Genomic DNA, 24903 nt, shown 5'->3' with positions numbered 1-24903 from the left:
TCTTCAGCGACCTGCGTTTACGCACGTCGCTACAGCGCTAAGGGCGGGAGTTCTTCTAATCCCAAGGCCGCAGGTTCGAATCCTGCCGGGCGCACAGCACTTTCTCTCAGCATGACACCTCGCGTGGAGCTATTCGTGGAGCCATCGCGCTACTGGCGGCCTCGTGGCAGGCGCGAAACGGCAACGCGGCGAGATCATGGAACTCCCCAGCGGGTCACTCCGCGTGAGGGTCTACGCGGGAGTCGACCCGCTCACCGGTAAGCGGCACTACCTCACCGAGACCATCACGGCGGGACGGGACGCCCGGCAGTTTCTGCTGGATGCCGCTGGTGCGGTAGACGATGGTGTCGTTGTGGTTGCCGGGTTGCGGGTCGCCGAGGGCGACGACGAGGCGGGTGTGGGCGTCGATGGCGACCTGCAGGTTCGTGCTGTAGCGGTAGTTCTTGCTCGGGGCGGCCAGGCGGTGATCCCGGGTCGGGATGAGGGTGCCGTCGACGATGGTGATCTGGTCGACCCGACGTCGGCGGCCCGGCGCCAGAGCGAGTAGGGGTCCGACGGTGTCGATGACCCGGTGGGCGGCGGAGTGCGACACCCCGAACAGCGGGCCGATCTGCCGCATCGTCAGGTTCGTGCGCCAGTACGCCGCGACCAGCAACACCCGGTCGGCGAGGTCAAGAGACCACTGCCGGCCCGGACGACCGTCAGCGATTGCGTCACCGCCACGCTCGGCGACCAGCCGGACCAGCCTGCGGAACTGGGCGGGCTGCAGCCCCGTGAACGGAAAGATCCACTCCGGGCGGGCCGCCGAGATCACCTGCACCCCGCCATGATCCACCATGGACCGACCACCGAGTTACGAGACGTCCCTTACGACCTCGTGCACGGTTGCGGATCTTTAAGTATCGATGATCGTTGTTCCTGTCATGGTTGGTGCTGCGATCATGATGAATCGTCGGATGACGGGGCTGTCCCGGCTGGTGATCGAGGGCCTGGTTGTGGAGCTGGCGCCGCGCTGGCAGGCCCGGCACCGCGATCGGCTTGCCGCGCGGGCGCGTCGGCGCGGGATTGGCGCTGGGGCGAAACACCGGTTCGCGTTCAGGGATCGCCTGTTGGCCACGCTGGTGCATCTACGGCACGGGTTGACCCATGACGTGGTGGCCGCCTGGTTCGGAGTGCACCGCTCGACGATCACCCGCAGTGTCGCCGAGGTACGGCCGCTGCTGGCCGAGCGTGGCTGCCGGGTGCCCGACGGCGTGCGGCTACGCACCCTCGCGGACGTGGTGGCCTACCTGGGCCACCACCCGCAGGCGTTGATGGACGCCACCGAGGTGCGGGTCCGCCGACCGGTCGAGGGCCGGGCAGGCCGGGACCGCTTCGTATCCGGCAAGGCCCGGCTGAACACGATGAAAGCCCTGGTGATCTGCGATCCGGCCGGTCGGCTGCTCTTCTGCGGCGAGACCCGGCCGGGCTCGATGCACGACATCACCCAGGCACGGACCGCAGGCCTCGTCGACCTGCTCCTCCACACGCCGATCGGGGTTCAGGTCCTCGCCGACGCCGGATACCAAGGACTCGGTACAGACACCGCCGGCGCGGTGATCACCCCAAAACCCAAACCACGGAAAGGCCAGAAGTCGCTGCCACCGAGCGTCATCGCCGCCCACGACGCGGCTCGAAAACGGCACTCGTCACAGCGCATCCGAGTCGAGCACGTCATCGGCCACCTCAAGAACTGGCGGATCCTGGCCCGCTACCACGGCCGACGCGAACACTTCGACGCCTCCATCCGCGCCATCGCAGGCCTGCTGTCCGACCACCAACACACCGACCGCACCAAACACACCACCAAGCGACCGAAGGCCCTACCAGCCACACCCCACCACCGATGAAGCGGCCAATCCCCGAGGAGACGGCGACTCCTGACAACCGTGCACGAGGTCGTTAGGAGCTGCCACACTTCCTTCAACGCGTTGTGCGGGACCTCGGCCGACGGCCTCGGAGTGGGGGCCGAGTTGAGATGCGAACCCAACCGTGCGAGAATCTTCGCACAGTTAATGTGCGATTATTTTCGAACGATTGGAGGCCGACGTGCCACCACGCAGCTACGAACACCCCGACACCGACGACATCGCGATCCCGCGCGTGCTCTTCGCCCTGAGCGAGCCGCTGCGCCTGAATATGGTGCGGATGCTCGCCGAGCGGGGTGAGGTCGACAGCATCGAGCTCGGCCCCGATCTGCCGCGCTCCACCCTCACACACCACACGAGCTTGCTGCGCGAGTCCGGCGTCGTGTTCGTCAGGGGCGAGGGTCGCAAGTGCATGATCCGGCTCCGCGCCGAAGATCTCGAACGGCGGTTCCCCGGTCTGCTGAACACGGTGCTCTCCGGCTACGAGCAAGCCGAGGATGCATCGGCGAACGAGCCGGAGGGTGACGCATGATCCGCAAGGTCTGGCCCCTGGTCGTCGCCGCCATCGCCCTCGGGATCGACGCCTACGTCCTCGCGGGAGTGCTGCCGCAGATCGCAGACTCCCTGGCGACGACGGTGGCGATGATCGGACTCGGCGTCACCACGTTCACCGCCGCCTACGCTGTTGCCGGGCCGCTGCTCTCGGGCCGGCTGACGCGGGGCAGCACCGCGCGTGCGCTGCTGCTCGCACTCGGCGTGTTCAATCTCGGCAACCTCATCACCACCATCGCGCCGGGCATCGAGGTATTCCTGGTGTCGCGCGTGATCGCGGGCGCCGGTGCCGGCATCCTCACCGCCGTCGCGACCGCAACGGCCGCCGCGATGGTCACAGGCGCCGAGCGCGGGCGGGCGATGGCGATGGTCACCTTCGGCCTCTCCACCGGCACCGTCGCAGGCGTGCCCGTCGGCATGCTCATCGGGCAGAGCCTGAACTGGCGCTGGACGATGGCGCTCGTCGTCCTCATCGGCGTGCTCAGCATGGCCGCCCTCTGGGCGCGTGCGCGCACACTCCCACTGCTCGACGCTGCCGCGAGCGAACCGGCGATCCGCGTCTTGCGCGTCGGCAAGACCAGCGTCGGCGTCATCGCCGCGTTCCTGCTCGGCGTCGCCAGCCTCGGTCTTTACACCTACCTGCTGCCGATGGCCGAATCCGCCGGGCTCGGAGACTGGGGCTTCGCGCTCGTCTGGGCCTGGGGCATCGGCGGCGTCACCGGATCCGCGATCATCGGCAGACCGCTCGATCGCTACGGGCCGAAGCCACTGCTCATCGCTCTGCCTGCGTTGCTCGGGGTGAGCTTCGCCTTGGCCTGGCTGGTCGCTTCTCCGATCGCCTGGCTGATCGCGGCAGCGGTTTGGGGCGCGGCGGGCTGGGCGAGCGTGCCGACCCTGCAGCAGGCGCTCACCGCCGACCGGCCAGCGCAGGCGATGCCGATCATCGCGTTCCAGATGGCCGGCATGTACCTCGGCTCCGCCGTCGGCGCAGCCCTCGGCAGCAGCCTCCTCACCGCCGACACCAGCGCCGTCGACCTTGCAGCCTGGGCGCTCATCCCAGCCGCGCTCGCGCTCGCCCTCACCGGAGCGATCGCGCTCCGAACACGCAAAACCACGCAACTGCCAGTGCAGGAGCTCTGTCACTCGATGCAGTGAGAGTGAAACAAGGGCCAGACGATCGCAGACCGTGCGTCGTCTGGCCCTTGCCGCGCTCGTGGGCAGACAGACGCAGTAAGGCACACGCGCCCCCGTCGTGATCGGCGAATTCACCTCCCGGCATGACGGTGTCGATGCGGGTGATGAGCGCCGGTGACGGGTACGAGTATCTCCTGCGCACCGTCGCTGCCGGTGACGGTGACCGTTCCCTCTCGACCCCGTTGACGAGGTACTACACGGAGGAGGGAACACCCCCAGGGGTCTGGATGGGCGCAGGCCTCCCGCATCTCGGGCACGGCGAGCTGGCGCCTGGCGGCCGGGTCTCGGAGGCGCAGCTGCAGCTTCTGATCGGCATGGGCCATGACCCGATCACGGGTGAGGCGTTGGGGTCGCCGTATCGGAAGTACACCAGCGTGCAGGAGCGGATCGACAAGCGCGTCGACGCCCTCGACCCAGGGTTGGGGCCGGTGAGCCGCGCCCAGCAGATCGCCGCGGTTGAGGCCGAGGAGCACGAGCGCGGCACCCGTCGCGCGGTCGCCGGCTACGATCTGACGTTCTCGGTGCCGAAATCGCTGTCGGTGCTGTGGGGTGTTGCCGACGCGGGCACGCAAGCGCTGATCGCCGACGCGCATCACCAGGCGGTTGCCGAGGTGATTGCATTCCTCGAACGCGAGGTTGCAACAACGCGGGTCGGGGCTGCCGGCCCGGAAGGATCGGTCGCCCACGTCGACGTCGCTGGGGTTCTCGCGACGGCGTTCGATCACTACGACAGCAGGGCGGGCGACCCTCAGTTGCATACTCACGTCGTGGTGAGCAACAAGGTCTTACCGTGCAAGACCAGAAGTGGCGCACGCTCGCGGGCCGGCCCGTGCACGCCTCCGTCGTGGCGCTCTCCGAGCTGTACAACGCGACGCTCGCGGATCGGATCACGGGCACCCTCGGCTTGGTGTGGGAGGCGCGGGAGCGTGGCCGGGATCGCAACCCGGCGTGGGAACTCGCACCGGTGTCGGAGGAGCTGATCGAGGAGTTCTCCTCCCGCAGCCGTGAGATCGAGGACGAGACGCAGCGCCTCATCGCCCGGCACGTCGACAAGCACGGCAGCCAGCCCTCGAAGTCAGGCATGCCAGGGAAGAAGTTTTTGCAGCTAGAGCGCCTGCTGAAACCAGAGGCCATTGGGTTAATGCCACTTCTAATCCCAAGGCCGCAGGTTCGAATCCTGCCGGGCGCACCACCGTCGCCGCATGCCCTCTTGCCGGGCGATCTCGACGAGAAGCTCCTGTCGCCGTTCACACCACACCTGAAGACATGATCCGTCGACAGGGTTCACCAGCTCGCCTGGGTCAGGGTGCCGTCGGGCAGCATGCGCAGCAGCGAGGCATGGTCGGAAAGCACCTTCCTGCACCGTTCGCGTTCAGGGTGATCGCTGTCGCTGCCGAGCAGCAGCACCGCACGCTCGCCGTTCCCGTCGACCGGCTGGGACAGCTCCACGGTGATCATCACGAGGTCAAGCAGCTCGGAGCGCGCCGGCACGTCCGGGTCGGCCGCGAGGCGGAGCAGGAACGGCAACGCTGCGGGCATTGCCACGCTCAACTGGAAAACGCCGTCCATCAGGACGTTGGTGAGCACGCGCGCGGCCTCGGGAGCGGCAACCTGATCGAGCAGCCCGTGAAACAGTGACGGGATGCCGGCGGGGCATCCAGGGATCGCGGACCAGAGGACCTCGGCACACCCCCCGCAGCCCAGGATGTGGGTTCACGCCGTTCCGGCGCCGACGCCGGCCAGGCTTGAGGGCGACGTCATGTGGCGCCGCGCAGGCGACGCCTACGACACGTGGCCGCAGCGTCGGGGCGGTCACCCGAGCCGGACGTCGAGGGTGGGGAAGTCGTACCAGCTCAGCTCGAAGGACGACGCGGCCTCCGGGACCACCGGGTAGACGGCCCAGCTGTTGATCTGCTCGCCCGGCCCGATGCTGAAGGACTGACCGGCCCGCGTCGTGGCGCACCAGGTCCTCTCGGGACGCACGGTCCGACCGTCCGACAGGGTGAGGTGTGAGGAGACCAGATCGACGTCGACGGTCGGGCAGCTCACCGGCCACGCGACCCGCGAGTCGTTGCGGTACCTGATGTTCAGCCGCAGCTTTCCGCCGCTGGTCTCGGCGCTGACCAGCGTGACGCTCAGTGACGCCTGTTCGTAGATCGGCCGGTCGAGCCGGTACGTCCGGGGCGCGGGCTGCGGCTTGCTCGGCGACGCCGACGGGCCCGACGACGCCGACCGGCCCGACGACGCCGACGGGCCAGGGTCGGCGTTCCCGGATCCGGTCGACGGGCGGCCGGTGCCGCCGGTGACGGCAGCGGTGGGGTCGGGCTGCCGGGTCACGGTGCGGTCGGCCAGGTACGCGCCGCCGAGGGTGCCGACGACAGCGAGGCCCGCCGTCGCCACGATGACGCCCAACAGGCCCACGTACCTCTTCACGGTCGGCTCCTGGCTGGTGAGGCGGCGATGGCGTGAACGTAGCACCGGCGTCGAAACAGGACGGTGCGACGCCGGCGGCGCACCGGGCCGCCGGCCGGTGCCATATGCTGCGCCGGCTGTCACGGGGCACGGGGAGGGCGACATGCGACGCTGGCTGGGCGTTACGTTTTCGGCCGCGCTGGTCGCGGGGGTGCTGAGCGGGTGCGGCACCCCGCCGGGCACCGACGGCGACCTGACCGACGACTGGCGGCCCGTCGCCGAGGCCCGCCAGTTCGTGCCGCAGGCAGGCGAGTGCCACGTGATCGCCGAGGCGACCGCCTATCTGACCAGCCATCAGCCGGTCGACTGCGCGAAGCCTCACCTGGTCGAGACGTTCCACATCGGCACGTTCACCGGTGAGATCGCCGCGCGCCCGATCCCGCCCCGCGTCGGGTCGGCGGCGATGCGCGTCGCGTTCGCCGACTGCGACGCCAGGGCGAAGACGTTCGTCGGGGGCGAGTGGCGCGGCGCACGGTTGTCGGTGCAGGTGGCGCCCGCCTCGCCGCCCGGCTGGGCTGGCGGCAGCCGGTGGTACCGCTGCGACCTGTTCGAAGTGCCCGCGATGAACGACGGCTACGACGGCACCGCCAACCGGTCGGGCAGCCTCCGGGGCGTGCTGAAGGTGCCCAACCCACTGGCATACGGCTGCGGGGAGGAGGACGGCTGGGGGCGCATGCGGGCGGTCGCGTGCTCGAAGCCGCACCGGTTCGAGTACGCGGGCATCTGGACCGCCCCGGACGGCCGGTACGACGACGCGACGAAGGACGAGGACGCGATCCACGCGAAGTGCCGGACAGTCATCGCCCGCTACGCGAAGGTGCCGGTCGACGGCCTGCTCCGCTACCGCACCGGCACCACCTACCGGTTCCCGTCCGAGGAGGCGTGGGCACGCGGTGACCGGGGGGTGCGCTGCTGGTTCTGGTCGGGTGGACGGAAGCTGACCCGGTCGATCGCCGGCGGCGGCGCCAGGGCCCTGCCGGTCAACTGAGCGCCCGGCCGACAAATTGACGTGACAGCACTGCCGGCTCGTGGCCAGCATCGACGGATGGCGGGGTCCCGACCGGCGGAGCCGGACATCGTGCGCTACTACACCGACGTCTTGGTGGAGGCGGACCGGCTGGAGCGCACCCCGCTGGGGCGGCTGGAGGGGCTGCGCACCCGCCAGGTCTTGACCCGGCTGCTGCCGCCGGCACCGGCGACGGTGCTGGACGTCGGCGGCGGCCCCGGCGCGTACGCGGGCTGGCTGGCGGCCGCCGGTCACCGGGTGCACCTGGTCGACCTGGTGCCCGCGCACGCGGCGGCGGCCCGGCGCGCGCACCCCGGGGTGAGCGCCACGGTCGGCGACGCACGGCGACTGCCGCTCGCCGACGGCTGCGCCGACGTGACCCTGCTGCTCGGGCCGCTCTACCACCTGACCGGTCGCGCGGACCGGGTCGCCGCACTGCGCGAGGCGGCCCGCGCGACCCGGCCCGGCGGCCTGGTGGTCACGGCGACAATCAGCCGGCAGGCGCCGCTGATGGATCTCACCCGGCAGGGGCGGGTGGACGACCACACCTGTCCCGCCCTGCTGCGCACCTACGCGACCGGCGTCAACGACGCGGGCAGCGGCTTCACCACCGCCTACTTCCACCGGCCGCACGAGGTGGTCGACGAGTTCGAGACGGCCGGACTCCCCCGGCCAGACCTGTACGGCGTCGAGGGTCCGCTGTGGCCGCTGCTGGCCGTGGCGGGCGGGCCGGAGGCCGACGGGCCGCTGTTCGCGGAGGTGTTGCGCTGCGCGACGCTCTTCGAGCGCGATCCGGAGGTGATCGGCGCCAGCGGGCACCTGCTGGCGGCGGCGCGACGCGGAGCCGACCGGGCCAGCGGCATGAGGGGCGGCGGCGAGCACGGCTCGGAGCCGACCGGGTCGGCGGTGACGCAGGTGGCGACAGCCGTGGAGCCCGACGCCGACTGGCGGAGGACGACTGGTTGACGGACCGGCGACACGACGCGCACCGAGGGTGATATCAGGGCGATCCTCGTGTTATTCTCCGGCTTCGATCTCCGCCGCGCGGGCCCGGATCGGGTCGTTGTCGCAGAAGGACGCCTCTCCCCGATGCCGGCCGTTGCCGTTCCGAGCACGTCGCCGACCACGCTGGACACCCCGGCCGGCGGCGCGTTCGCCGTCATCTTCACCAGGCTGCCGGCGCTGCTGCGCCTGACGTGCGGCGGGCGTCATGACAGCTGGTACGGGGGTCGGCGACGCTCGTGGTGAGATGCCGTCCGCACCGGAGGTCATGACGATGCACGATGACGCGTCCCCCTTCTTCATCGCCCCGCACCGCTTCGACGGGACCGACGACGTGGCTCCCGTGCTGGACCGGCGGCACGAGCTGGTCCCGGAGGCGGGCGAGCGGGTGCTCTCCCGGCACCGGCTGCGCGCCTCGGGGCACCTGCTCGGCCCCACGGAGGCGCGGCGGCGGTGGGCGCTGCCCGCGCCGGTGGCGGTGACCGTCACCGACCGGCGGATCGCGTACGTCGGGGGCGGGCCGCGGCTCGCCCTGGCCGACGGGGCGGGCACCGGCGCTCGACACCGCCGGGTCGTCCGGCCGCCGGGCCTGGTCAGCGGCCAGATCCGCTGGCAGTGGCCGTCCCGGCTGGAGCTGCTGCCGCCCGGGCCGGACGAGCAGGCGCGGCTGCTGGTGGTCTGCGACGCGCTGCGCACCATCCAGCAGCCGGCCCTCGGCCTCGCCGGCCCCGCCGAGGAGGTCGCCGGGCTGGCGCGCCGGGTGCGCCGGACGGTGGCCGCGTTCCGGCTGGCCCACCCCGAGCTGGTGGACCTCTCGCCGCCCGAGCGGGACGTGCTGGCGGTGCGGGCCGGGGCGGGGTTGTCCGCCGGCATCGCCCGGATCACCCTGCCGGGGTCGCTGCCGGTGGAGTTCCGTTCTCGGGACGACTACTACCAGCGGGGACGCTTCGACCCTGGGTGGCACGGGCCCGCAGCCGGCGCAGCATCCGGGCATCGGTGAAGCCGACCGTGCGGGCGGCCGCCTCCACGGTGGCGCCGTGCCCGATGAGGTGCTCGGCGCGCTCCACCCGCAGGGTCTGCTGGTAGCCGAGCGGGGTCAGCCCGGTGGCCTGCCGGAACAGCCGGGTCAGCGTCCGCTCGGCCACCCCGCCCGCGGCGGCCAGGTCGGCCAGCGGCAGCGGCTCGGCGAAGTGGTGGTCGATCAGGTCCTGCACCCGATGCACCGCGTCGGACGGGTGCGACCGGTGCCGCATCATGGCGCTGGCCTGCTGCTCGTGGCCGTTGCGCCGGGAGTGGACGACGAGCGTGCGGGCGATCCGGGCCGCCGCCGCCGGGCCGTGCCGGGTGGCCACGAGGTGCAGCGCCACGTCGATGCCGCTGGCGATGCCGGCCGAGGTGACCACGCGGTCGTCGACCACATAGAGCACGTCGCGCACCACCCGCGCCGCCGGGAACCGCCGGGCCAGCTCGTCCTGCACCTCGTGGTGGGTGGTGCAGCGACGGCCGTCGAGCAGGCCGGCCCGGCCGAGGGCGTACGCCCCGGCGCAGACGCTGGCGACGGTGCCGCCCGCGGCGTGGTGGTCGGCCAGCCGCCGCAGGTCGTCCGGCCCGACCGGTCCCTGCGGCCCGTGCGCGCGGGGCCGCCACCCGGGCACGACCACCAGGTCGTCGCGGGTCAGCTCGGGCCATTCCAGCCCGGCCACCAGCGGTACGCCCTGCACGGTCGGCACGACCTCCCGGTCGGCGACGTAGTGCAGGCGGTAGTCGTGCCCGAGGTCGGCGGCGGTGGAGAAGACCTGGGCCGGCCCGGCGAGGTCCAGCAGGTGCACCTGCGGGACGAGCAGGAAGACGACCCGGGCCATCGGCTCAGCCCCGTACGCCGGCCGGGACCGCGCCGGTCACCTCGGCGACGGTGCGGACGGTGGCGAAGCGGCCCGCGAGGGCGTACTCGGTGCGGGCGATGATGTCCTCGTTCGACAGGGTGCGCGGGTCGGCGAGGACCTCCTCCAGCGTGGCGGTGGCCGGCAGGTCCCGGTGCGGGATCGGGAAGGTGACGGTCGCGTCCGTCACGAAGGTCACCTCGTAGCCGAGGTCGCAGCCGACCCGGGCGGTGGTCTCGACGCACTGCTCCGTGCGGATCCCGCAGACGGTGATCTCGCGGACGCCCGCCATCGTCAGGGTCTGCTGGAGGTTGGTGGTGGTGAACGCGTTGTGCGACGTCTTCACCAGCGTCGGCTCCCCCGGGGCCGCCGACAGGCCCTCGATCAGCCGCACGTGCCCGCCGGCCGGGTCGAAGACGCCGCCGCTGCCCGGCTCGGCGTGCAGGACCCAGACGACCAGGTCACCGCGCTCGCGGGCCGCGTCGACCAGCCGGCCGACCTGGGCGACGATGTCGGGGTTCGAGGCGTACGCCCAGATCGGGCGCTGCCGGAAGGACTCCTGCACGTCGATGACGACGAGTGCTGCTCTGCTCATACGGTGAATCCTGACCGGACGGACGCCGACACGTCAGACACCATCCCGCCCCACCCCGGACCGATCCAGCCACCCACCCCCACGCCCCTCACCCCTCCACGCGGCGATCTTGCACCTTCGGGCCCCCGCTTAGCGCTTTTTTTGCCGGACATGTCGGGGCCGGAAGTGCAAGATCGCGGAGGGCAGGGGGTGGGGGGTGGGTCAGGGGGTGGCGGGACGGCGGGCGGGGGCGTCCAGGGCGGCGGCCTCCTCCGGGGTGGGGGCGGTGCCGCCCAGGTGCGCCGGGAGCCACCAGGTGTCGTCGGGGCCGGCGGGCTGGTCCGGGTACTCCCGCTGGGCCCGGTCGACCAGTGCGCTCAGCCGCGTCTTCAGGTCGACGGTCATCGCGTTGGCGTCCGGGTAGGCGGCCGGGTCCATCGGCTCGCCCACCAGGATGGTGATCGGGGTGTGCCGGCGGGTCAGGGTGCGCGGCCGGCCCTTGGTCCAGAGCCGCTGGGTGCCCCAGAGCGCCACCGGCAGCACCGGCACGCCGGCCTCGGCCGCCATCCGGGTGGTCCCGCTCTTGAGTGCCTTGACCGTGAACGAGCGGCTGATCGTCGCCTCGGGGAAGACGCCGACCACCTCGCCGCGCCTGAGCGCGCTGACCGCCGTCGCGTACGACCCGGCACCCGCCCGCCGGTCCACCGGGATGTGCCGCATGCCGCGCATCAGCGGGCCGGACACCTTGTGCGTGAACACCGACTTCTTGGCCATGAACCGCACCAGCCGCCTCGACGGGTGCGCGCCCAGCCCGCAGAAGATGAAGTCCAGGTAGCTGACGTGGTTGCTGGCCAGGACCGCCCCGCCGGTACGCGGGACGTGGTGGTCGCCCTCGACGGTGATCTTCAGGTCCAGGACCCGGAACATCGTCTTGGCGGCGGCGATCACGGGCGGGTACACGAGTTCCGGCATGGCGCGAACTTACCCTGCCGACCTGAGCCGCACGCCGGCCCGCCGACCGGTGGCGCGTGGGTCACCGGGCCGCGCCGCCGCCGGCCGCGGTACTACGGCCGGCCGGCGGGCGGCGGCCCAGGGGGCGCCAGCCGGTGAGGAGTCGGGCGGGGCCGGCGCGGCTGGCCGGGCCGGGCGCCCGGCTGGGACCGGTCGTCACTCGGTGAGCCGGTGCATGTCGAGGCGGCCCCGGGCGAACGCGTCCACCCGGCCCCACCGGCCCGGGATGTCCAGCACCTCGATGCGGCCCATCCCGATCGGCAGCCGGGGGTCCACCGCGAGGTGCCCCTCGTGGGGCTCCAGGCCGAGCATCGTCCGCAGCAGCAGCAGCGGCGTGCCGGTCGACCAGGCCTGCGGGCTGCACGCCGTCGGATACTCGACCGGGAACTTGGTCAGCTCCCGGGGATAGCCGCCGAACGCTTCCGGCAACCGGCCCTGGAAGTAGGTACTCGCGTCGAGGATGCCGCTGGCGATGACCGCCGCCTCCTCGGCGAAGCCGTACCGACGCAGGCCCCAGGCGATGAACGAGTTGTCGAACGGCCAGATCGTGCCGTTGTGGTAGCCGACCGGGTTGTAGCGGACCTCCCCCTCGGCCAGCGTCCGCACCCCCCAGCCGCTGAAGAGCCGGGGCCCGACCAGATGGTGGGCGATCTTCTCGGCCCGCTCGTGGTCGACGATCCCGCTCCACAGCAGGTGGCCGATGTTCGAGCTCAGCACGTCGCACTGGCGGCCGTCCGGGTCGAGCGCCAGCGCGTAGTATTCGCCGTCCTCCACCCACCAGTCCCGGTTGAACCGCTCCTTCAGCGCCGCCGCCTCCCGCTCCAGCCGGTCGGCGAGTTCCGGGTCACCCCAGAACTCCCGGGCCAGCCGGGCGGCCCGCAGCTTCCCGTCGTACGCGTACCCCTGCACCTCGCAGGTGGCCCGGGGGAACGGCGGCAGCGTGCCGTCCCGGTAGGAGATGGAGTCCCAGGAGTCCTTCCAGCACTGGTTCTCCAGGCCGGTGTCGGTGTTGCGCCGTTCGTACCAGATGTAGCCGGTGCCGACCAGGTCGGCGTAGTCGTCGATCCACTTCAGCGCGGCGCGACACTCCCGCTCCAGCTCCATGACCAGCTCGACGTCGCCGGTCCACTTCTCGTACTCGTCGAGCAGCACCAGGAACAGCGGGGTGGCGTCCACCGACCCGTAGTACGGCGAGTGCGGCTGTTCCTCGAAGGCGGCGGTCTCGCCGTACCGCATCTCGTGCAGGATCCGGCCCGGGTCCTCGTCCCGGAAGTCGTCGAACCGGGTGCCCTGCAGCCGGGCCAGGATCCGCAGCGTGGTCTTCGACAGGTCCGGCGTGAACGGCAGCACCTGCAGGCAGGTGAGAATGCTGTCCCGGCCGAACATCGTCATGAACCAGGGCAGGCCGGCGGCCGGCAGTGACGCCCCGCCGAGGGAGAGCGGCGAGAAGCGCAGCGCGGCCAGGTCGATCAGGCTGCGCCGGTAGGTCGCGGCGACCTGCTCGTGCTGGCTGTTCACCTTGGGCGCCTTGGCGATCCACTCCTCCAGGTCGTGCTGGAGGGCGAGCCGCTCGTCGCCGTGCGCCCTCAGCCCCATCCGCAGGTCCCGGCCGCCGGAAGCGCCGGCGAAGGTGCTGACCTCGATCTGGGCTTCCCAACTCTGGTTGGGTTCGAGGTGGATCGTGTAGGCGAAGCCGTTGCGGTCGAACCGGGCCGGCGGGGACGCGGAGATGGTCGTCTCCCGCCTGAAGTTGCCCCGCCGGTAGCCCAGCCGCAGCCGGTCGGTCTCGACCTCCGTGAAGATCTCGCCCTTCTTGTTCAGGATCTCGTCCTTGACCTGGAACAGGTCGGCGAAGTCGGACGCCGCATCCATCCTGATCTCCAGGTCGACCGGCTTCTCGTCGTGGTTGAGGATGGTGAGCTGCTCCTGGAAGCTGCCCCCCACCGTCCGCTCCCGGATGATCGACAGCTTGGCGTCGATGTAGTGCGTCGCCATTCCCGGCACCAGGAAGAACCGCGCCTCGTAGTACTGGAGGTCGTCGTACGACAGCGGCGTGAGCCGCTCCCCGTTCACCGTCAGCACCCACGTGGACAGGAACCGGGTGTCCAGGGCGAAGAAGCCGGTCGGCTCGGTCGGCGTGGCCTCGATGTCCCCGGTGTCCTCCGACACCACGAAGGTGCTGCCGTCCAGGATCCGGATCGTGTTGCTCTGCGCCATCACCGCACCTCCCTCTGACCCTGGAAACGCCGGCGGGGGCCGCGGGCGTCCGGGTGGCCGGGGAAGAGCCGCTCCAACTGCACCAGCAGCCGGAGCTCCCCCGACACCGTCAGGTCCCCCCGCAGCAGCGCCGCGATCCCGTCCTCCCGCCCGGTGGCGAGGTCCTCGAAGAGCGCCGGGGTGGTGCCGACCACCGTGTCGGCGTCCTGGTCCTCCTGGCTCACCCGGACCCGGCCCCGGTCTATCCGCACCAGCCAGTGCGTCGTCTGCGCCCCCTCGTGCAGGTCCAGGCGCAGGGTCCCGGAGGACTTGTCCAGCAGGGGCTCGTACTCCCGCCGGTCGAGGTCCTCGAAGAACCTCGTCGTCGCGTCCACCATCGGGTCCTCTCCTCCCCGTCGGTCATGTCCCGAACGGGGTCCCCGTCCCGTGCCGGGTCAACCTCGCCCGGATCGGGTGAGGCGGGCCAGCCGGCGACGGCGGCGAGGTCGTCCCCGCGCAGTAGCGTGCGGGCAGGGCGAGTCGGGACGGCGCGCGCGTTCGCCGAGGTGGTGACGGCGCCGACGGCCCACGGCGAGGCGAGCCGCGCGGTGAGCGACCGGGTGCCGGCCGAGCTGACGTACGACTGCGGCCCGTGCGGCGCCCGGCACGTCTCCGGGTCGCTCTTCCAGCAGGCCGGCCTGGCCGGGGGCGTACGCCTGGAGGTGTCGGGGCGGGTGACGACGCTCGCGCCGATGCCGGGCTGGCACGGGCCTCCCGAGCGGGCGACGGGCACCACCGCCCTGGTGCTACCTGCCTGCGGCTGCTCGGGCCGGCGACGCCGGACGACATCGCGGGCTTCCTCGGCACCAGCGCCACCGCGCTGCGCCCCCTGTGGCCGGAGTGGCTCGCCGAGGTGCTGGTGCCCGACAGGGCACGCCAGTCGCAGCTCTGGCGAATGATCGGCAAACCCGGGGCGCTGCTCGTGGACGGCGACGTCTCCGGCACCTGGCGCGCGAAGCAGGCCGTCCGGGGCGTGCTGGAGGTGGCCGTGACGCCGTGGGGCGCGCTGTCGGCCCGGGCGCGTCGGGAGGTCGACACCGAGGCGCCGCCGTTGCCGCCGCGCGCGGTGCCGCCGACGTCCGGGTCACGGTCGAGGGGGCCTGACCAGCCGGCCCCCGAACGGGCCTTCCAGGACCGGCGGGTCCACCGGCGGACGGCGCACGGTGCGGGGCGCGCCGCCGCGCGGACCGCGACGCCGGCCCCCGGGACGGGAGCCGGCGTCCCCGCGGCGGACAGTCAGTTGTTCGGTTCGTCGGCGCTGATGTCGGCGAGCACCGACTGCGGTTCCCGCTCCACGGCGAGGTCACCCATCGAGACCAGGCCGACCAGCCGCCCGTCGTCGATGACCGGCAACCGGCGCACGGCGTAGGTCCGCATCAGGTCGGCGGCGGCCACCGCGTCGTCGTACTGGCTCACCGTGATCACGTCCTTGGAGGTGATCCGGTTGAGCGGAGTCGTGTTCGGGTCCATGTTCTCCGCCACGCCCCGGACCGTGATGTCCCGGTCCGTCACGATGCCGATGACATCGTCGCCGTCGGTCACCACCACGTCGCCGATGGCGCTGTCACGCATCTCCTGCGCCGCGGCGGTCAGCGTGTCGTTGCCGTCCATCGTCACCAACCGGGTCGTCATGAACTCTCCGACCGTTGTCATGGTGCTCCCCTCTCGGTGTCGGCACAGGCCGTCTACCCGCCGGCAGAGGCGGGTAACGCGAACACGATCCGAGGAGGCACGCGGTGCACCCGGCCCGGCCCCCGCCGGACGGCCGACGACGAACGGGAGGTCCGCGACGTCGTCCCAGGCCGCCGCCCTGGCGGGCTCAGCCGTGCGGCGGGGCGCCGTAGAGGCGTTCGACGTGCAGCCGGAGCACGAGACGGCGCTCGGCGACCATCGCCCGCCGGTAGTCGGCCCAGTCCGGGTGCTCGCCCTGCACCGTCCGGTAGAGGTCCACCAGCTCCGCCACGGTCGCGTCGTCCGGGTCGGCGGCCACCGGCGTCAGCTCGGCGCGCGCCTCCGCCACCGCGTACGCCCAGCCGTCGTCGCTGCTGACATGGAAGCTGGCCCGGGAATCCCGGCGCAGGTTGGCCGTCTTCGCCCGGCCGTCGGTCACCGAGACCCGGATGACCGCCGACGCGGGATCGAAGGCGTAGATGACGGTGGACAGTTGCGGCCGGCCGTCCCGCTTGAGGGTGGCCAGCACCCCGAGCCGGTGACCGGCGATCAGGTCCGTCAACGCCCGCCGGGTCTCGTCGTCCGCCACGGCATCCTCCCGCTCGATCGGTCCCGATGCCCCATCGAACCACGGCGTACGCCCTGCGGGGGCACCCACACGACGGGCCCGCCGAGGTCGGCGGGCCCGTCGCACGCGCGTCGGTCAGCGGCGCTCGGCGGCGACCAGCTCGGCGATCTGCACCGCGTTGAGCGCAGCGCCCTTGCGCAGGTTGTCGTTGGAACAGAACAGGGCGAGCCCGTGCTCGACGGTCTCGTCGGCGCGGATCCGGCCGACGTAGGTCGGGTCCTGACCGGCGGCTTGCAGCGGCGTCGGCACGTCGCTCAGCGCCACGCCGGGTGCGCCGTCGAGCAGCTCGCGGGCCCGCTGCGGGGTGACCGGGCGGGCGAACCGGGCGTTGATCTGGAGCGAGTGGCCGGTGAAGACGGGCACCCGGACGCAGGTGCCGGAGACCTTCAGCCCGGGGATCTCCAGAATCTTGCGGCTCTCGTTGCGCAGCTTCTGCTCCTCGTCGGTCTCGAAGGAGCCGTCGTCGACGATCGAGCCGGCGAGCGGGAGCACGTTGAACGCGATCGGCCGCGCGAACGAGCGGGGGGCGGGGAACTCCACCGCCGCGCCGTCGAAGGCGAGCCCGGTGGCGTGCTCGGCGACCTTGCGGACCTGCTCGTCCAGCTCGGCCACGCCGGCCAGGCCGGTGCCGGAGACCGCCTGGTAGGTCGAGACGACCAGGCCGACCAGCTCCGCCTCGGCGTGCAGCGGGCGCAGCACCGGCATCGCCGCCATCGTGGTGCAGTTGGGGTTGGCGATGATCCCCTTGGGGCGTACGGCGGCGGCGTGCGGGTTGACCTCGGCGACGACCAGCGGCACCTCCGGGTCCGTCCGGAACGCCGAGGAGTTGTCGATGACGACGGCACCGGCCGCGGCGACCCGGGGCGCCAACTCCTTGGCGGTGCCCTTGCCGGCCGAGAAGAGCACGATGTCGAGCCCGGAGTAGTCGGCGGTGGCCGCGTCCTCCACCGTCACCTCGCCGCCCCGGAAGGGCAGGGTGCGCCCGGCCGACCGCGCCGAGGCGAACAACCGCACCTGCTCCGCCGGGAACTCCCGCTCCGCCAGCACCTGCCGCATCACGCCACCGACCTGGCCGGTGGCCCCCACAATGCCGATCCTCATGCCCGCGAGGCTACCCAGCCCGGGCCCGCGGTCGGGAACGCTTTCCCACCGCGCGGACGGACGTCACGCCGGGCGGGCGGCAGCCGAGGCGCGCCCGGGGCGGCCACCCGCCCGGAACGTCACCGCCCGATCGCGCCCGCGGCGAAAAGATCCGGGGCCCCGACCGCGCCCCGCCGGAGCATTGCCGCCGGCCGGCCGGCCCGTGTCGGAGCACCCGCCCCGCCCCGACCGCGACCGACATCACATCGCGGGCCACCCCCCGGGGCGGCGGGGCAGCGGTCAGGGGGCAGCGTCGACGACCTCGCCCAGGCCGGTGGCGACCAGCTCGTCGCGGATCACCGCGGCGTCGCCCTCCACCACCAGGGTGAGCGCCTCCGGGCGCAGGTGGGTGGCGGCTGCCGCGGAGACCTGCGTCACGTCGGCGGCGAGCAGCGACTCCCGCAGCCGGGCGTGGTAGTCGTCCGGCAGGTCGTGCACGACCAGGGTGGTCAGCGCGGAGGCGATCGCCCGGGGGCTCTGCAGCTCGACCGAGAGCTGCCCGGCCCGCCAGAAGCGCGCCACCACCAGCTCCTCCTCGGTCACCCCGGTCTCCTGCGTACGGGTGATCTCGCCGACCGCCTCGACCAGCGCCGGCGCGGTGACGGCCGTCTGCACGCCGGAGCTGACCGCGAACCGGCCGAACCGCCGGGACGAGGCGAAGTCGCCCCGGATGCCGTACGTGTAGCCGTGCACCTCGCGGATCAGGTGGTTGAGCCGGGAGGTGAACGCCCCGCCGAGCACCGTGCCGGCGAGGGCCATCGGCACGTGGTCGGGGTGGGCGCGGTGCGGCGACGGGTGGCCCAGCCGCAGCGTGGACTGCACCGAGCCGGGGCGGTCCACCAGGATGATCCGCCGGCCGGGGCGGGTCGGCACCTCGATCGGGCCGCCCCGGTCGACCGGACCGCCGCCGGTGCCGGCGAACGCCGCCGCGCCCAGCGCGTCCAGGTCGAGCCGGTCCAGGTCGCCGGCGACGACCAGGGTGCCGGGGCGGATGAACCACTCGGAGTGGAAGACGGTGACGTCCTCGACGTCCAGCCCGGCGACCGAGTCCGGGTCGCCGTACATGGGGCGGCCCCAGCGGTTCTGGGCGCCGAACAGGTCCGCGCGCAGCGCCGCGTCGGCGCGGGGGCCGGGGTTGGCCCAGTCCATCCGCAGCGCGGTCGCCTCGTCGTCGCGGACGCGCCGGACGTCCTCCGGGTCCAGCTTCGGGGTGCGGACCGCCTCGGCGAGCAGCTCCACGGCGGCGCTCAGCCGCTCCACCGGCACCTGCACGCTGACCTGGAAGGAGTCCCAGTCCAGCCCGGTCACCAGCTCGGTGCCGAGCGCCTCGATCGCCAGGGCGTACGCGGTCGCGTCGCGCTGCGCGGTCCCCTCCTCCAGGGCCTTGGCGAGCACCCCGCCGAGCCCTTCCTTGCCGGTCGGCTCGCGCCCGGCGCCCGCGTCGAGCAGCAGCAGCGCCACGGCCAGGTTCTGCCCGGGCAGGTGCGCGGCGACGACCTGGCCGCCGGCCACCGTGCGGCGGACCACCTGCGGGAACCGGTAGGGGCGGGCGACGCCCGGCCCGGGTCGGTCGGTGATCAGCGTCATCAGGGCTTCTCCTCGGGCAGGTAGGTCAGGGTCACCCGGTCGTCGGCGGCGAGCACCTCGGCAGCGGCCTCGGCGATCTGCTCGGCGGTCACCGCGAGCCAGGCCGGCAGCCGCTCCGCGGCCTTCGCCGGGTCGCCGAACTGGGTGGTGTAGCGCCCGAGCGTGTCCGCCCGGCCCTCCACCGTGGACATCTGCCGCCACCACATGGTGCTGAGCAGGGACTTGGCCCGGTCCAGCTCGGCGGCGGTGACCGGCACGGTGGCCAGCTCGTCGACCACCTCGGCCAGCCCGGCGGCCAGCCGCTCGCCGCTCACCCCGGGGCGGGCCGTGGCGGTGGCGATCATCGGCGCGGGGGCGTGCGCCAGGTCCACCCCGTACGCGCCGACGAGGTCCGGCTGGGCGATCCGCTCCCCGTCGGCGAGGCGCTGGTAGAGCCGGCTGCCGCGACCGCTGCCCAGCACCGTGGCGAGCACGGTCACCACGTCGTAGCCGGGGCTGCCGAAGGGGTGGGTGCGGTGCGCGACGTAGACGCGGGGCGCCGGGACGTCGCCGGTGACCGTCTCCACGGCGGGCCGCCCGGTGGCCGGGACCGTCCGGCCGTCGGGCGCGGACGGGATGTCCTCGCGGGGCGGGATCGCGCCGAAGTACTTGTCGGCCAGCGCGAAGACCTCGGCGGCCGGGGCGTCGCCCGCCACGGTCAGCACGGCGTTGTTGGGCGCGTAGTACGTCCGGTGGAACGCCTGGAAGGTGGCCAGGTCGGCGGCGTTCAGGTCGGCCATCGACCCGATCGTGGCGTGGTGGTACGGGTGCCCGGGCGGGTAGAGCAGCGGCAGCAGCCGCAGCCAGGCGTCGCCGTACGGGACGTTCTCGTAGCGCTGCCGCCGCTCGTTCTTCACCACGTCACGCTGGTTGTCCAGCGTCTCCTGGGTCAGCGCCGGGACCAGGCCGCCCATCCGGTCCGCCTCCAGCCAGAGCGCCAGTTCGAGGTGCTCGGCCGGGACGGTCTCGAAGTAGTTGGTGCGGTCCGGGTTGGTGGTGGCGTTGAGGGAGCCGCCCGAGCCCTGCACCAGCTTCATGTGCTCGGTCTTCGCCACGTTGACCGAGCCCTCGAACATCAGGTGCTCGAAGAGGTGGGCGAAGCCCGTCTGCCCCGCGGGCTCGTGGCGGGAGCCGACGTCGTACCAGAGGTTCACGGCGACCGCGGGGGCGGTGCGGTCCTCGCTCACCACCACGCGCAGGCCGTTGTCCAGTCGGGTCGTCTCGATGGGCCAGGGGTAACCGCTGTCGGGCATGGCACGACGCTATCCGATCGGGCGGACCGGAAGGGGATACGCCGCCTAGGGCGAGGTATCGACCGTCGGCGGCCGGGTACCGGGGGAGGATGCCACCTGCCGCCACCGTGACCGACCGCGCCGCCGTCGCGGTCGACCGCGTGACCGCCGCCCTGACCCGGCTCCGCCGGGGCCGCCTGCTGCACCCGGCGGGCCGTTCCTTCGCCGGCGAGGTGACCGTCTGGGGTACGCCGGGACCGCCGACCGGGGTGCCGCTGCTGGACGACCCGGGGCGCTTCCGGGCGACCGTCCGCCTCTCCAAGGGGGTGCCCACGCCGGCCAGGTGGCCGGACGTGCTGGGGCTGGCCGTGCGGCTGCACCGGGACGCCGGGCAGCCGTTCGACCTGCTGGTCAGCTCCAGCGGGGCAGCGCCGGTGCTGCGGCGCCTGCCGCTGCCGCAGCGCTTCGCGGGGACGTACAGCACGATCATGTCGTTCCGGGCGGGCCGGCGCCGGCTCCTCCTGGCCGAGCTGGCCGACCCGGAGTCGCCCGATCTGGGTCGCAGTCTGGCCGAGGTGGCCGCCGCGGCCCGGACGGACGCGCCGCGCCTGGTGCTGGCGGTCGCGTCCGCAGTCGGGCCGTGGCGGCCGTTCGGGCAGGTCACCCTCGGCGAGCAGCTCGGCGCCGGGGAGGACGCCGCGCTGGCCCGTCCTTGGCCTCAACCTCGCCCAGCTCGACCAGCTCGGCCAGGGCGTTCGACCCGGTCGGCAGCCTGCCGCCGGGGCTGCGGGCGGCCGGCCCCGTCGCCTGGCTCCGGGAGCACACCTACCCGGCCTCGCAACGGGCGCGCGGCGCCGTGCCTCAGTCGGGGGGCTCGACGGGGGTCATCGTCTGATCGGAGGTACGCCGCTCCAGCACGGTGTCCGGCGCGGCGTTGCGGTCTTCCTCCCGGATGTCCGACTCATCGAGGATGACCTCGGCCTGTGCCTGCGGGTCCTCGCTGCCGACGGCCGCCTCCTCGGGCAGCAGGTGCGCGCGGGACTCGACCCGTTCCTGGTCGCTCTGCTCGTCACTCATGCCCGCCCACATACCCCGCCGGGTGGACGGGCACGCCCGCATGATCGCGCCCAACCGGCGGTGACCTCCCCCCGTCGCGGGGTCACCGCCGGCCGGGTGCCGTGGCGCGGCGGCGGGCGGGCCGCGCTCGAAAGCGGAACGGGCCGCGCTCAGGCGCCCAGCTCACCGGGCCGCTGGTGCCCGTGCCGGCGACCAGCACCTCCAGCGTGCCGGCGGAGAGATCGCCCCAGGTGGTCGGCCGGAACCGGTAGAAGCAGCCGCTCGTCTCGTCCTCGGTGCGGTAGACGACCCGGCGGTCCGGGTCACAGGCGGCGGCCTCGTGGGTGAACCGGCTATCGCCGCCCGCCGCACTCCGGCCCGGCCGCCCTGCGGATACGTCTCGTAGACGTACCCCCGACTGACCTCCTCCCCGGAGAGCCAGGTCCCCCACGGGGTCGCGCCGCCCGCGCAGTTGCGGTTGGTGTTCGACAGGATTCGGTACGCGGAGGCGATGCTGCCGTCGGCGTCGAAGCGCACCGCGGAGGCCCCGCCGGTGGTGGAGATCTCGGAGTTCGAGACGTAGATCCAGCCCGTGCCGGCGGCGAAGCACGCGCCGCCGTCGGGCGCGTCGTGCCAGGTGTACGCCGTGCCGGCCACCGCCTGCCGGGAGCGCGCGACGACCCGGCTGGTGAAGCCGGCGGGAAGCTGGATGCCCCGGGCGTCGGCGGCACCGAGCGGCCCGTACGGGCTGGCGCCGGACTGGGCCGGGACCTTCCCGGGCCGTCGGGTACGCTGGGCGGCGTGACGCGTTCGTATCGATGGTTTAGGCAGCCGGCTCGCACGCCGGTGACTTCACCATGATCTGACGTCACCGCCATCGAGCCGGCCGGGCAGGAGCTTTCGTTCCTGCCCTTTTGCGTACGAGCAGCCGGCTCGTACCCGGGCACCGGCCCCGGGGCACGGTCGGCGGAAGGATGCCCACCGTGACGACCCCGGAGACCGATCGGGTCAGCGATCAGCGGATCGACCGTGTCGTGCCGCTGACCACCCCGGCCCTGCTGCACCACGAGCTGCCCCTGGACGACACGCTCGCCTCGGCCGTGCTGGCCGGGAGGCGCGCCGTCGGCCGGGTGCTGGACCGCGCCGACGACCGCCTGCTGGTGGTGGTCGGCCCGTGCTCGGTGCACGACCCGGCCGCCGCGCTCGACTACGCCCGCCGGCTGCGCGTCGCCGCCGACCGGGTCTCCGACGACCTGCTGGTGGTGATGCGGGTCTACTTCGAGAAGCCGCGCTCGACGGTCGGCTGGAAGGGCCTGATCAACGACCCGGGGCTGGACGGCTCCGGTGACGTCAACACCGGCCTGCGTACGGCCCGGGCGCTCCTGCTCGACGTGCTGCGCCTCGGCCTGCCGGTGGGCTGCGAGTTCCTCGACCCGATCACCCCGCAGTACATCGCGGACACGGTGGCGTGGGGCGCGATCGGCGCACGGACGGTGGAGAGCCAGGTGCACCGGCAGCTCGCCTCCGGCCTGTCGATGCCGATCGGCATGAAGAACCGCCCCGACGGCAGCATCGGCACGGCCGTGGACGCGATCCGCGCCGCCGGCGTGCCGCACGTCTTCCCCGGCATCGACGTCTCCGGCACCCCGGCGATCCTGCACACCCGGGGCAACGCCGACGGACACCTCGTGCTGCGCGGCGGGGGCGGCCGGCCCAACTACGACGCCGAGTCGGTCGCCGGCGCGCTGGAGCTGCTGCGGGCGGCCGGGCTGCCCGAGCGCCTGGTCGTCGACGCGAGCCACGCCAACAGCGGCAAGGACCACCGCAACCAGCCCAGGGTGGCGGCCGACGTGGCCGCCCAGCTCGCCGCCGGGCAGCGCGGCATCGTCGGGATCATGCTGGAGAGCTTCCTGCTCCCCGGCCGCCAGGACCTCGACCCGACCCGCGAGCTGACCTACGGCCAGTCGGTCACCGACGCGTGCATCGGCTGGGAGACGACGGAGGAGGTCCTGACCCACCTGGCCACCGCCGTCCGCACCCGCCGCCGCACCCCCGCCCCCACTCCCGCCTGACCCACCCACCCGACGTTGATCATGAGGTCGGCGGCGGTCGAGGAGATCCACCTCGCCGCCGATCCCGTGGTCGACGCCGGGGAGACGGAGAAAGGACAGCGCCGCCCCCGGGCCTTGTGGGCTCGGGGGCGGCGCTGGCGTCGGTGTGCAGGTCGCCTCTCGGCGAGTGGCGCGACGCGGCTCCAGCCGGACGGAACTCCGCGAGGGCTATATGGGTGAGGCCCGGGGACACTGGACACACCGACACCTCACTCAACCGGCCCCCCGCCTCCGGTGTTCCGGCCCCGACCATGGCCGCCGTCACACCTCCCGCGCCCCACGCCGGGCACTCGTCCGGGACCGAGGCGCCACCGGTTGCTCCGACGTGCCGTGCTCGGGGCGCGCGGGGGCCGGCGTGGTGACGTTTGACCGATTCGGTCGCGGGTAGCTGAGCCGACGTGACCGACGACGCACCCGTGACCGAGGCGCCCGTGACCGAGGCGCCCGTGACCGAGGCGGCCGAGGAGCCGGACATCCGGCGCCTCGACGACCTGCTCGAGGACCTCTACCGCGGCCAGGAACGGATCAGCCAGGCGGACATCTACCGCCGCGCCGTCTCCGCGGAGCTTCCCGCGCAGCTCCTCACCCGGATCGCCGCGCTGCCCGAGGGCGAGTACGCGGTCGACGAGGCGGCCGACCTGCTCGGCGGATCGGTCACCTGACGACCCGGGCGGCCCGTACGGCTCGTGGCGTCACGGCGGGCGGGCAGCCTCCCGGCACGGGCGGCCGACGAGGAGTGAGGAGAGCGAGATGTCCCACCACGAGGAGCAGCACAAGAAGCTGCCGGCGCTCGGTCAACCCCCCGAGGGCACGGACACCCTGCCGGAACCCGACTTCGCCAACGAGCACGACAGGACCGCCGTCGACCGTGAGGTCATCACCGGCGCGGACGAGGACGAGCGGGAGCCGGAGGCGTCCCGGGGCTGGGCCGGTGAGGACCACGGCACGACCCCGACGTGACCGGGCACCAGCAGACCCGACGGATGGGCGGGACGTCGCGAAGGGGGCCGGCACACCGCCGGCCCCCTTCGGGACGTCTCCGCCTCCTCGCGTGCTCAGTCGTCGTCGTGCCCGGGGCCCTCGGCGGCCCGCTGCGCCGTCGCGTACGCCATCTGGAGGAAGTCCGAGGCGGCCACGGCGGTCAGCGCGGTCGCGACCAGCCGGGTCAGCCGGGGCGAGAGCACGAGCCCGCCGGTGAGCCCGGTGGCGACCCAGACGGCGAGACAGAACGGGCAGCTCAGCAGCTCCCCTATGGCATGGCGGGCGCTGCTGCCCTGGTCGCGGACCTGCTCCATCACCTCGCCGCTGCCGATGGGCCGGTCGTAGCGGGTGAACGGCGCCCGCAGCGGGCTCGTTACCGCGTCCTTGGCCAGCAGCCGGCTGAGTTTGTGCGTCGCGATGCTGAGCAGCACCACGTCGGCCGTGGCGGGACGCTCCGGCACGTGCCGGCCGGCCGCCTTCACCAGCCCGGCGAGCGTCCCGGTCACCGCGGCGTAAGTGCCCATCGCCGCCAGGTAGCCGCCGAGCGGCCGGTGCTCGTGCGGCGCGTACGCCCGGCGTAACCGCGCCACCTTCTCCTCCACGT

Annotated in this window: 25 protein-coding genes and 4 pseudogenes; 13 read left to right on the top strand and 16 right to left on the bottom strand. The window is 73.0% G+C overall.

From position 1 onward, the window contains the following. Positions 1-280 precede the first annotated feature (280 nt). Positions 281-820 (bottom strand): annotated as a pseudogene (locus tag ACGF5C_RS19660) (transposase family protein); the annotation flags it as partial. Positions 821-905: 85 nt separating this feature from the next. Between ACGF5C_RS19660 and ACGF5C_RS19655 the strand changes: the two are divergent. The 5 genes and pseudogenes from ACGF5C_RS19655 to ACGF5C_RS19635 all read left to right on the top strand — a co-directional run bounded on the left by ACGF5C_RS19655 (position 906) and on the right by ACGF5C_RS19635 (position 4923). After that, complete coding sequence (locus tag ACGF5C_RS19655; RefSeq protein ID WP_393303471.1) at positions 906-1889, top strand: transposase family protein; 984 nt, start codon at positions 906-908, stop codon at positions 1887-1889. A gap of 187 nt (positions 1890-2076) precedes the next feature. Further along, positions 2077-2439 carry an ArsR/SmtB family transcription factor gene (locus ACGF5C_RS19650; protein WP_393303469.1) on the top strand — a complete coding sequence of 121 codons (363 nt, stop codon included), beginning with the start codon at positions 2077-2079 and terminating at the stop codon, positions 2437-2439. Continuing rightward, entirely contained in the window at positions 2436-3614 is a 1179-nt protein-coding gene (locus tag ACGF5C_RS19645) for an MFS transporter (RefSeq protein WP_393303467.1), read from the top strand. The genes ACGF5C_RS19650 and ACGF5C_RS19645 overlap by 4 nt, the downstream gene beginning before the upstream one ends. A gap of 122 nt (positions 3615-3736) precedes the next feature. Further along, positions 3737-4429 (top strand): annotated as a pseudogene (gene mobF, locus ACGF5C_RS19640) (MobF family relaxase); the annotation flags it as partial. A gap of 14 nt (positions 4430-4443) precedes the next feature. Beyond that, on the top strand, positions 4444-4923 hold the full coding sequence (locus ACGF5C_RS19635; RefSeq protein ID WP_393303465.1) for a relaxase domain-containing protein: 480 nt from the start codon (positions 4444-4446) through the stop codon (positions 4921-4923). A gap of 14 nt (positions 4924-4937) precedes the next feature. Here the strand turns inward: ACGF5C_RS19635 and ACGF5C_RS19630 are convergent, their stop codons facing one another. Beyond that, complete coding sequence (locus tag ACGF5C_RS19630; protein WP_393303463.1) at positions 4938-5240, bottom strand: hypothetical protein; 303 nt, start codon at positions 5238-5240, stop codon at positions 4938-4940. 225 nt (positions 5241-5465) lie between these two features. Beyond that, positions 5466-6086, bottom strand: a complete 621-nt coding sequence (locus tag ACGF5C_RS19625; protein ID WP_393303461.1) for a hypothetical protein — start codon at positions 6084-6086, stop codon at positions 5466-5468. A gap of 142 nt (positions 6087-6228) precedes the next feature. On the opposite strand from ACGF5C_RS19625, the gene ACGF5C_RS19620 reads away from it, so the two are divergent. From ACGF5C_RS19620 to ACGF5C_RS19605, 4 genes are all read left to right on the top strand, one after another. Next, complete coding sequence (locus tag ACGF5C_RS19620; protein ID WP_393303460.1) at positions 6229-7113, top strand: septum formation family protein; 885 nt, start codon at positions 6229-6231, stop codon at positions 7111-7113. Positions 7114-7170: 57 nt separating this feature from the next. Next, positions 7171-8097, top strand: coding sequence for a class I SAM-dependent methyltransferase (locus ACGF5C_RS19615; RefSeq protein ID WP_393303458.1), 927 nt, complete (start codon positions 7171-7173; stop codon positions 8095-8097). A 123-nt stretch (positions 8098-8220) separates the two neighbouring features. Continuing rightward, positions 8221-8379 carry a hypothetical protein gene (locus ACGF5C_RS19610; protein WP_393303456.1) on the top strand — a complete coding sequence of 53 codons (159 nt, stop codon included), beginning with the start codon at positions 8221-8223 and terminating at the stop codon, positions 8377-8379. A 28-nt stretch (positions 8380-8407) separates the two neighbouring features. After that, positions 8408-9133 carry a hypothetical protein gene (locus tag ACGF5C_RS19605; RefSeq protein ID WP_393303454.1) on the top strand — a complete coding sequence of 242 codons (726 nt, stop codon included), beginning with the start codon at positions 8408-8410 and terminating at the stop codon, positions 9131-9133. On the opposite strand, the gene ACGF5C_RS19600 is transcribed toward ACGF5C_RS19605, so the two are convergent. The 5 genes from ACGF5C_RS19600 to ACGF5C_RS19580 all read right to left on the bottom strand — a co-directional run bounded on the left by ACGF5C_RS19600 (position 9015) and on the right by ACGF5C_RS19580 (position 14192). After that, positions 9015-9995 (bottom strand): GlxA family transcriptional regulator, encoded by a 981-nt coding sequence (locus ACGF5C_RS19600; RefSeq protein ID WP_393303452.1) that lies wholly within the window; start codon positions 9993-9995, stop codon positions 9015-9017. The two genes, ACGF5C_RS19605 and ACGF5C_RS19600, sit on opposite strands and share 119 nt — an antisense overlap. A gap of 4 nt (positions 9996-9999) precedes the next feature. Further along, entirely contained in the window at positions 10000-10608 is a 609-nt protein-coding gene (locus ACGF5C_RS19595; protein ID WP_393303450.1) for an isochorismatase family protein, read from the bottom strand. Positions 10609-10809: 201 nt separating this feature from the next. Then, entirely contained in the window at positions 10810-11559 is a 750-nt protein-coding gene (locus ACGF5C_RS19590; protein WP_393303448.1) for a lysophospholipid acyltransferase family protein, read from the bottom strand. Positions 11560-11754: 195 nt separating this feature from the next. Beyond that, positions 11755-13815, bottom strand: a complete 2061-nt coding sequence (locus ACGF5C_RS19585) for a glycogen debranching N-terminal domain-containing protein (protein ID WP_393303446.1) — start codon at positions 13813-13815, stop codon at positions 11755-11757. After that, a complete protein-coding gene (locus tag ACGF5C_RS19580) occupies positions 13815-14192 on the bottom strand; it encodes an SCP2 sterol-binding domain-containing protein (RefSeq protein WP_393303444.1) in 378 nt (125 codons plus the stop codon). The genes ACGF5C_RS19585 and ACGF5C_RS19580 overlap by 1 nt, the downstream gene beginning before the upstream one ends. A gap of 254 nt (positions 14193-14446) precedes the next feature. Here ACGF5C_RS19580 and ACGF5C_RS19575 point away from each other — a divergent pair. Then, positions 14447-14887 (top strand): annotated as a pseudogene (locus ACGF5C_RS19575) (DNA glycosylase AlkZ-like family protein); the annotation flags it as partial. 203 nt (positions 14888-15090) lie between these two features. On the opposite strand, the gene ACGF5C_RS19570 reads toward ACGF5C_RS19575, so the two are convergent. From ACGF5C_RS19570 to ACGF5C_RS19540, 7 genes and pseudogenes are all read right to left on the bottom strand, one after another. After that, positions 15091-15507, bottom strand: coding sequence for a CBS domain-containing protein (locus ACGF5C_RS19570; RefSeq protein WP_357699865.1), 417 nt, complete (start codon positions 15505-15507; stop codon positions 15091-15093). A 166-nt stretch (positions 15508-15673) separates the two neighbouring features. Further along, complete coding sequence (locus tag ACGF5C_RS19565; RefSeq protein ID WP_393303442.1) at positions 15674-16114, bottom strand: PPOX class F420-dependent oxidoreductase; 441 nt, start codon at positions 16112-16114, stop codon at positions 15674-15676. 114 nt (positions 16115-16228) lie between these two features. Next, positions 16229-17254 (bottom strand): aspartate-semialdehyde dehydrogenase, encoded by a 1026-nt coding sequence (locus tag ACGF5C_RS19560; protein WP_393303440.1) that lies wholly within the window; start codon positions 17252-17254, stop codon positions 16229-16231. A 279-nt stretch (positions 17255-17533) separates the two neighbouring features. Further along, positions 17534-18880 carry a M16 family metallopeptidase gene (locus tag ACGF5C_RS19555; RefSeq protein WP_393303438.1) on the bottom strand — a complete coding sequence of 449 codons (1347 nt, stop codon included), beginning with the start codon at positions 18878-18880 and terminating at the stop codon, positions 17534-17536. After that, positions 18880-20172 carry a M16 family metallopeptidase gene (locus ACGF5C_RS19550; RefSeq protein WP_393303436.1) on the bottom strand — a complete coding sequence of 431 codons (1293 nt, stop codon included), beginning with the start codon at positions 20170-20172 and terminating at the stop codon, positions 18880-18882. The genes ACGF5C_RS19555 and ACGF5C_RS19550 overlap by 1 nt, the downstream gene beginning before the upstream one ends. A gap of 840 nt (positions 20173-21012) precedes the next feature. Beyond that, positions 21013-21228, bottom strand: coding sequence for a hypothetical protein (locus tag ACGF5C_RS19545; RefSeq protein WP_393303434.1), 216 nt, complete (start codon positions 21226-21228; stop codon positions 21013-21015). 154 nt (positions 21229-21382) lie between these two features. Further along, positions 21383-21975, bottom strand: a pseudogene (locus ACGF5C_RS19540) (alkaline phosphatase PhoX); the annotation flags it as partial. Positions 21976-22181: 206 nt separating this feature from the next. Between ACGF5C_RS19540 and ACGF5C_RS19535 the strand changes: the two are divergent. From ACGF5C_RS19535 to ACGF5C_RS19525, 3 genes are all read left to right on the top strand, one after another. Continuing rightward, on the top strand, positions 22182-23279 hold the full coding sequence (locus tag ACGF5C_RS19535) for a 3-deoxy-7-phosphoheptulonate synthase (RefSeq protein WP_393303432.1): 1098 nt from the start codon (positions 22182-22184) through the stop codon (positions 23277-23279). A 437-nt stretch (positions 23280-23716) separates the two neighbouring features. Further along, positions 23717-23980, top strand: coding sequence for a hypothetical protein (locus ACGF5C_RS19530; protein WP_393303430.1), 264 nt, complete (start codon positions 23717-23719; stop codon positions 23978-23980). Between the two features lie 88 nt (positions 23981-24068). Beyond that, entirely contained in the window at positions 24069-24278 is a 210-nt protein-coding gene (locus ACGF5C_RS19525; RefSeq protein ID WP_393303428.1) for a hypothetical protein, read from the top strand. A gap of 95 nt (positions 24279-24373) precedes the next feature. On the opposite strand, the gene ACGF5C_RS19520 is transcribed toward ACGF5C_RS19525, so the two are convergent. Beyond that, a complete protein-coding gene (locus ACGF5C_RS19520; protein WP_393303492.1) occupies positions 24374-24901 on the bottom strand; it encodes a DUF1360 domain-containing protein in 528 nt (175 codons plus the stop codon). Positions 24902-24903: the final 2 nt, after the last annotated feature.

Source organism: Micromonospora sp. NPDC047620 (assembly GCF_043205005.1).
Classification (GTDB): domain Bacteria; phylum Actinomycetota; class Actinomycetes; order Mycobacteriales; family Micromonosporaceae; genus Micromonospora.
The sequence above is the reverse complement of the archived record's forward strand: the minus strand, read 5'-3'. Positions and strand labels throughout refer to the sequence as shown.

Bases quoted from the DNA above. Each gene is read 5' to 3' on its own strand.
- ACGF5C_RS19655 (WP_393303471.1), top strand. From the start codon at position 906: ATGATCGTTGTTCCTGTCATGGTTGGTGCTGCGATCATGATGAATCGT.
- ACGF5C_RS19645 (WP_393303467.1), top strand. From the start codon at position 2,436: ATGATCCGCAAGGTCTGGCCCCTGGTCGTCGCCGCCATCGCCCTCGGG.
- ACGF5C_RS19620 (WP_393303460.1), top strand. From the start codon at position 6,229: ATGCGACGCTGGCTGGGCGTTACGTTTTCGGCCGCGCTGGTCGCGGGG.
- ACGF5C_RS19615 (WP_393303458.1), top strand. From the start codon at position 7,171: ATGGCGGGGTCCCGACCGGCGGAGCCGGACATCGTGCGCTACTACACC.
- ACGF5C_RS19610 (WP_393303456.1), top strand. From the start codon at position 8,221: ATGCCGGCCGTTGCCGTTCCGAGCACGTCGCCGACCACGCTGGACACC.
- ACGF5C_RS19605 (WP_393303454.1), top strand. From the start codon at position 8,408: ATGCACGATGACGCGTCCCCCTTCTTCATCGCCCCGCACCGCTTCGAC.
- ACGF5C_RS19600 (WP_393303452.1), bottom strand. From the start codon at position 9,995: ATGGCCCGGGTCGTCTTCCTGCTCGTCCCGCAGGTGCACCTGCTGGAC.
- ACGF5C_RS19595 (WP_393303450.1), bottom strand. From the start codon at position 10,608: ATGAGCAGAGCAGCACTCGTCGTCATCGACGTGCAGGAGTCCTTCCGG.
- ACGF5C_RS19590 (WP_393303448.1), bottom strand. From the start codon at position 11,559: ATGCCGGAACTCGTGTACCCGCCCGTGATCGCCGCCGCCAAGACGATG.
- ACGF5C_RS19585 (WP_393303446.1), bottom strand. From the start codon at position 13,815: ATGGCGCAGAGCAACACGATCCGGATCCTGGACGGCAGCACCTTCGTG.
- ACGF5C_RS19580 (WP_393303444.1), bottom strand. From the start codon at position 14,192: ATGGTGGACGCGACGACGAGGTTCTTCGAGGACCTCGACCGGCGGGAG.
- ACGF5C_RS19570 (WP_357699865.1), bottom strand. From the start codon at position 15,507: ATGACAACGGTCGGAGAGTTCATGACGACCCGGTTGGTGACGATGGAC.
- ACGF5C_RS19560 (WP_393303440.1), bottom strand. From the start codon at position 17,254: ATGAGGATCGGCATTGTGGGGGCCACCGGCCAGGTCGGTGGCGTGATG.
- ACGF5C_RS19555 (WP_393303438.1), bottom strand. From the start codon at position 18,880: ATGACGCTGATCACCGACCGACCCGGGCCGGGCGTCGCCCGCCCCTAC.
- ACGF5C_RS19550 (WP_393303436.1), bottom strand. From the start codon at position 20,172: ATGCCCGACAGCGGTTACCCCTGGCCCATCGAGACGACCCGACTGGAC.
- ACGF5C_RS19545 (WP_393303434.1), bottom strand. From the start codon at position 21,228: ATGAGTGACGAGCAGAGCGACCAGGAACGGGTCGAGTCCCGCGCGCAC.
- ACGF5C_RS19535 (WP_393303432.1), top strand. From the start codon at position 22,182: ATGCCCACCGTGACGACCCCGGAGACCGATCGGGTCAGCGATCAGCGG.
- ACGF5C_RS19525 (WP_393303428.1), top strand. From the start codon at position 24,069: ATGTCCCACCACGAGGAGCAGCACAAGAAGCTGCCGGCGCTCGGTCAA.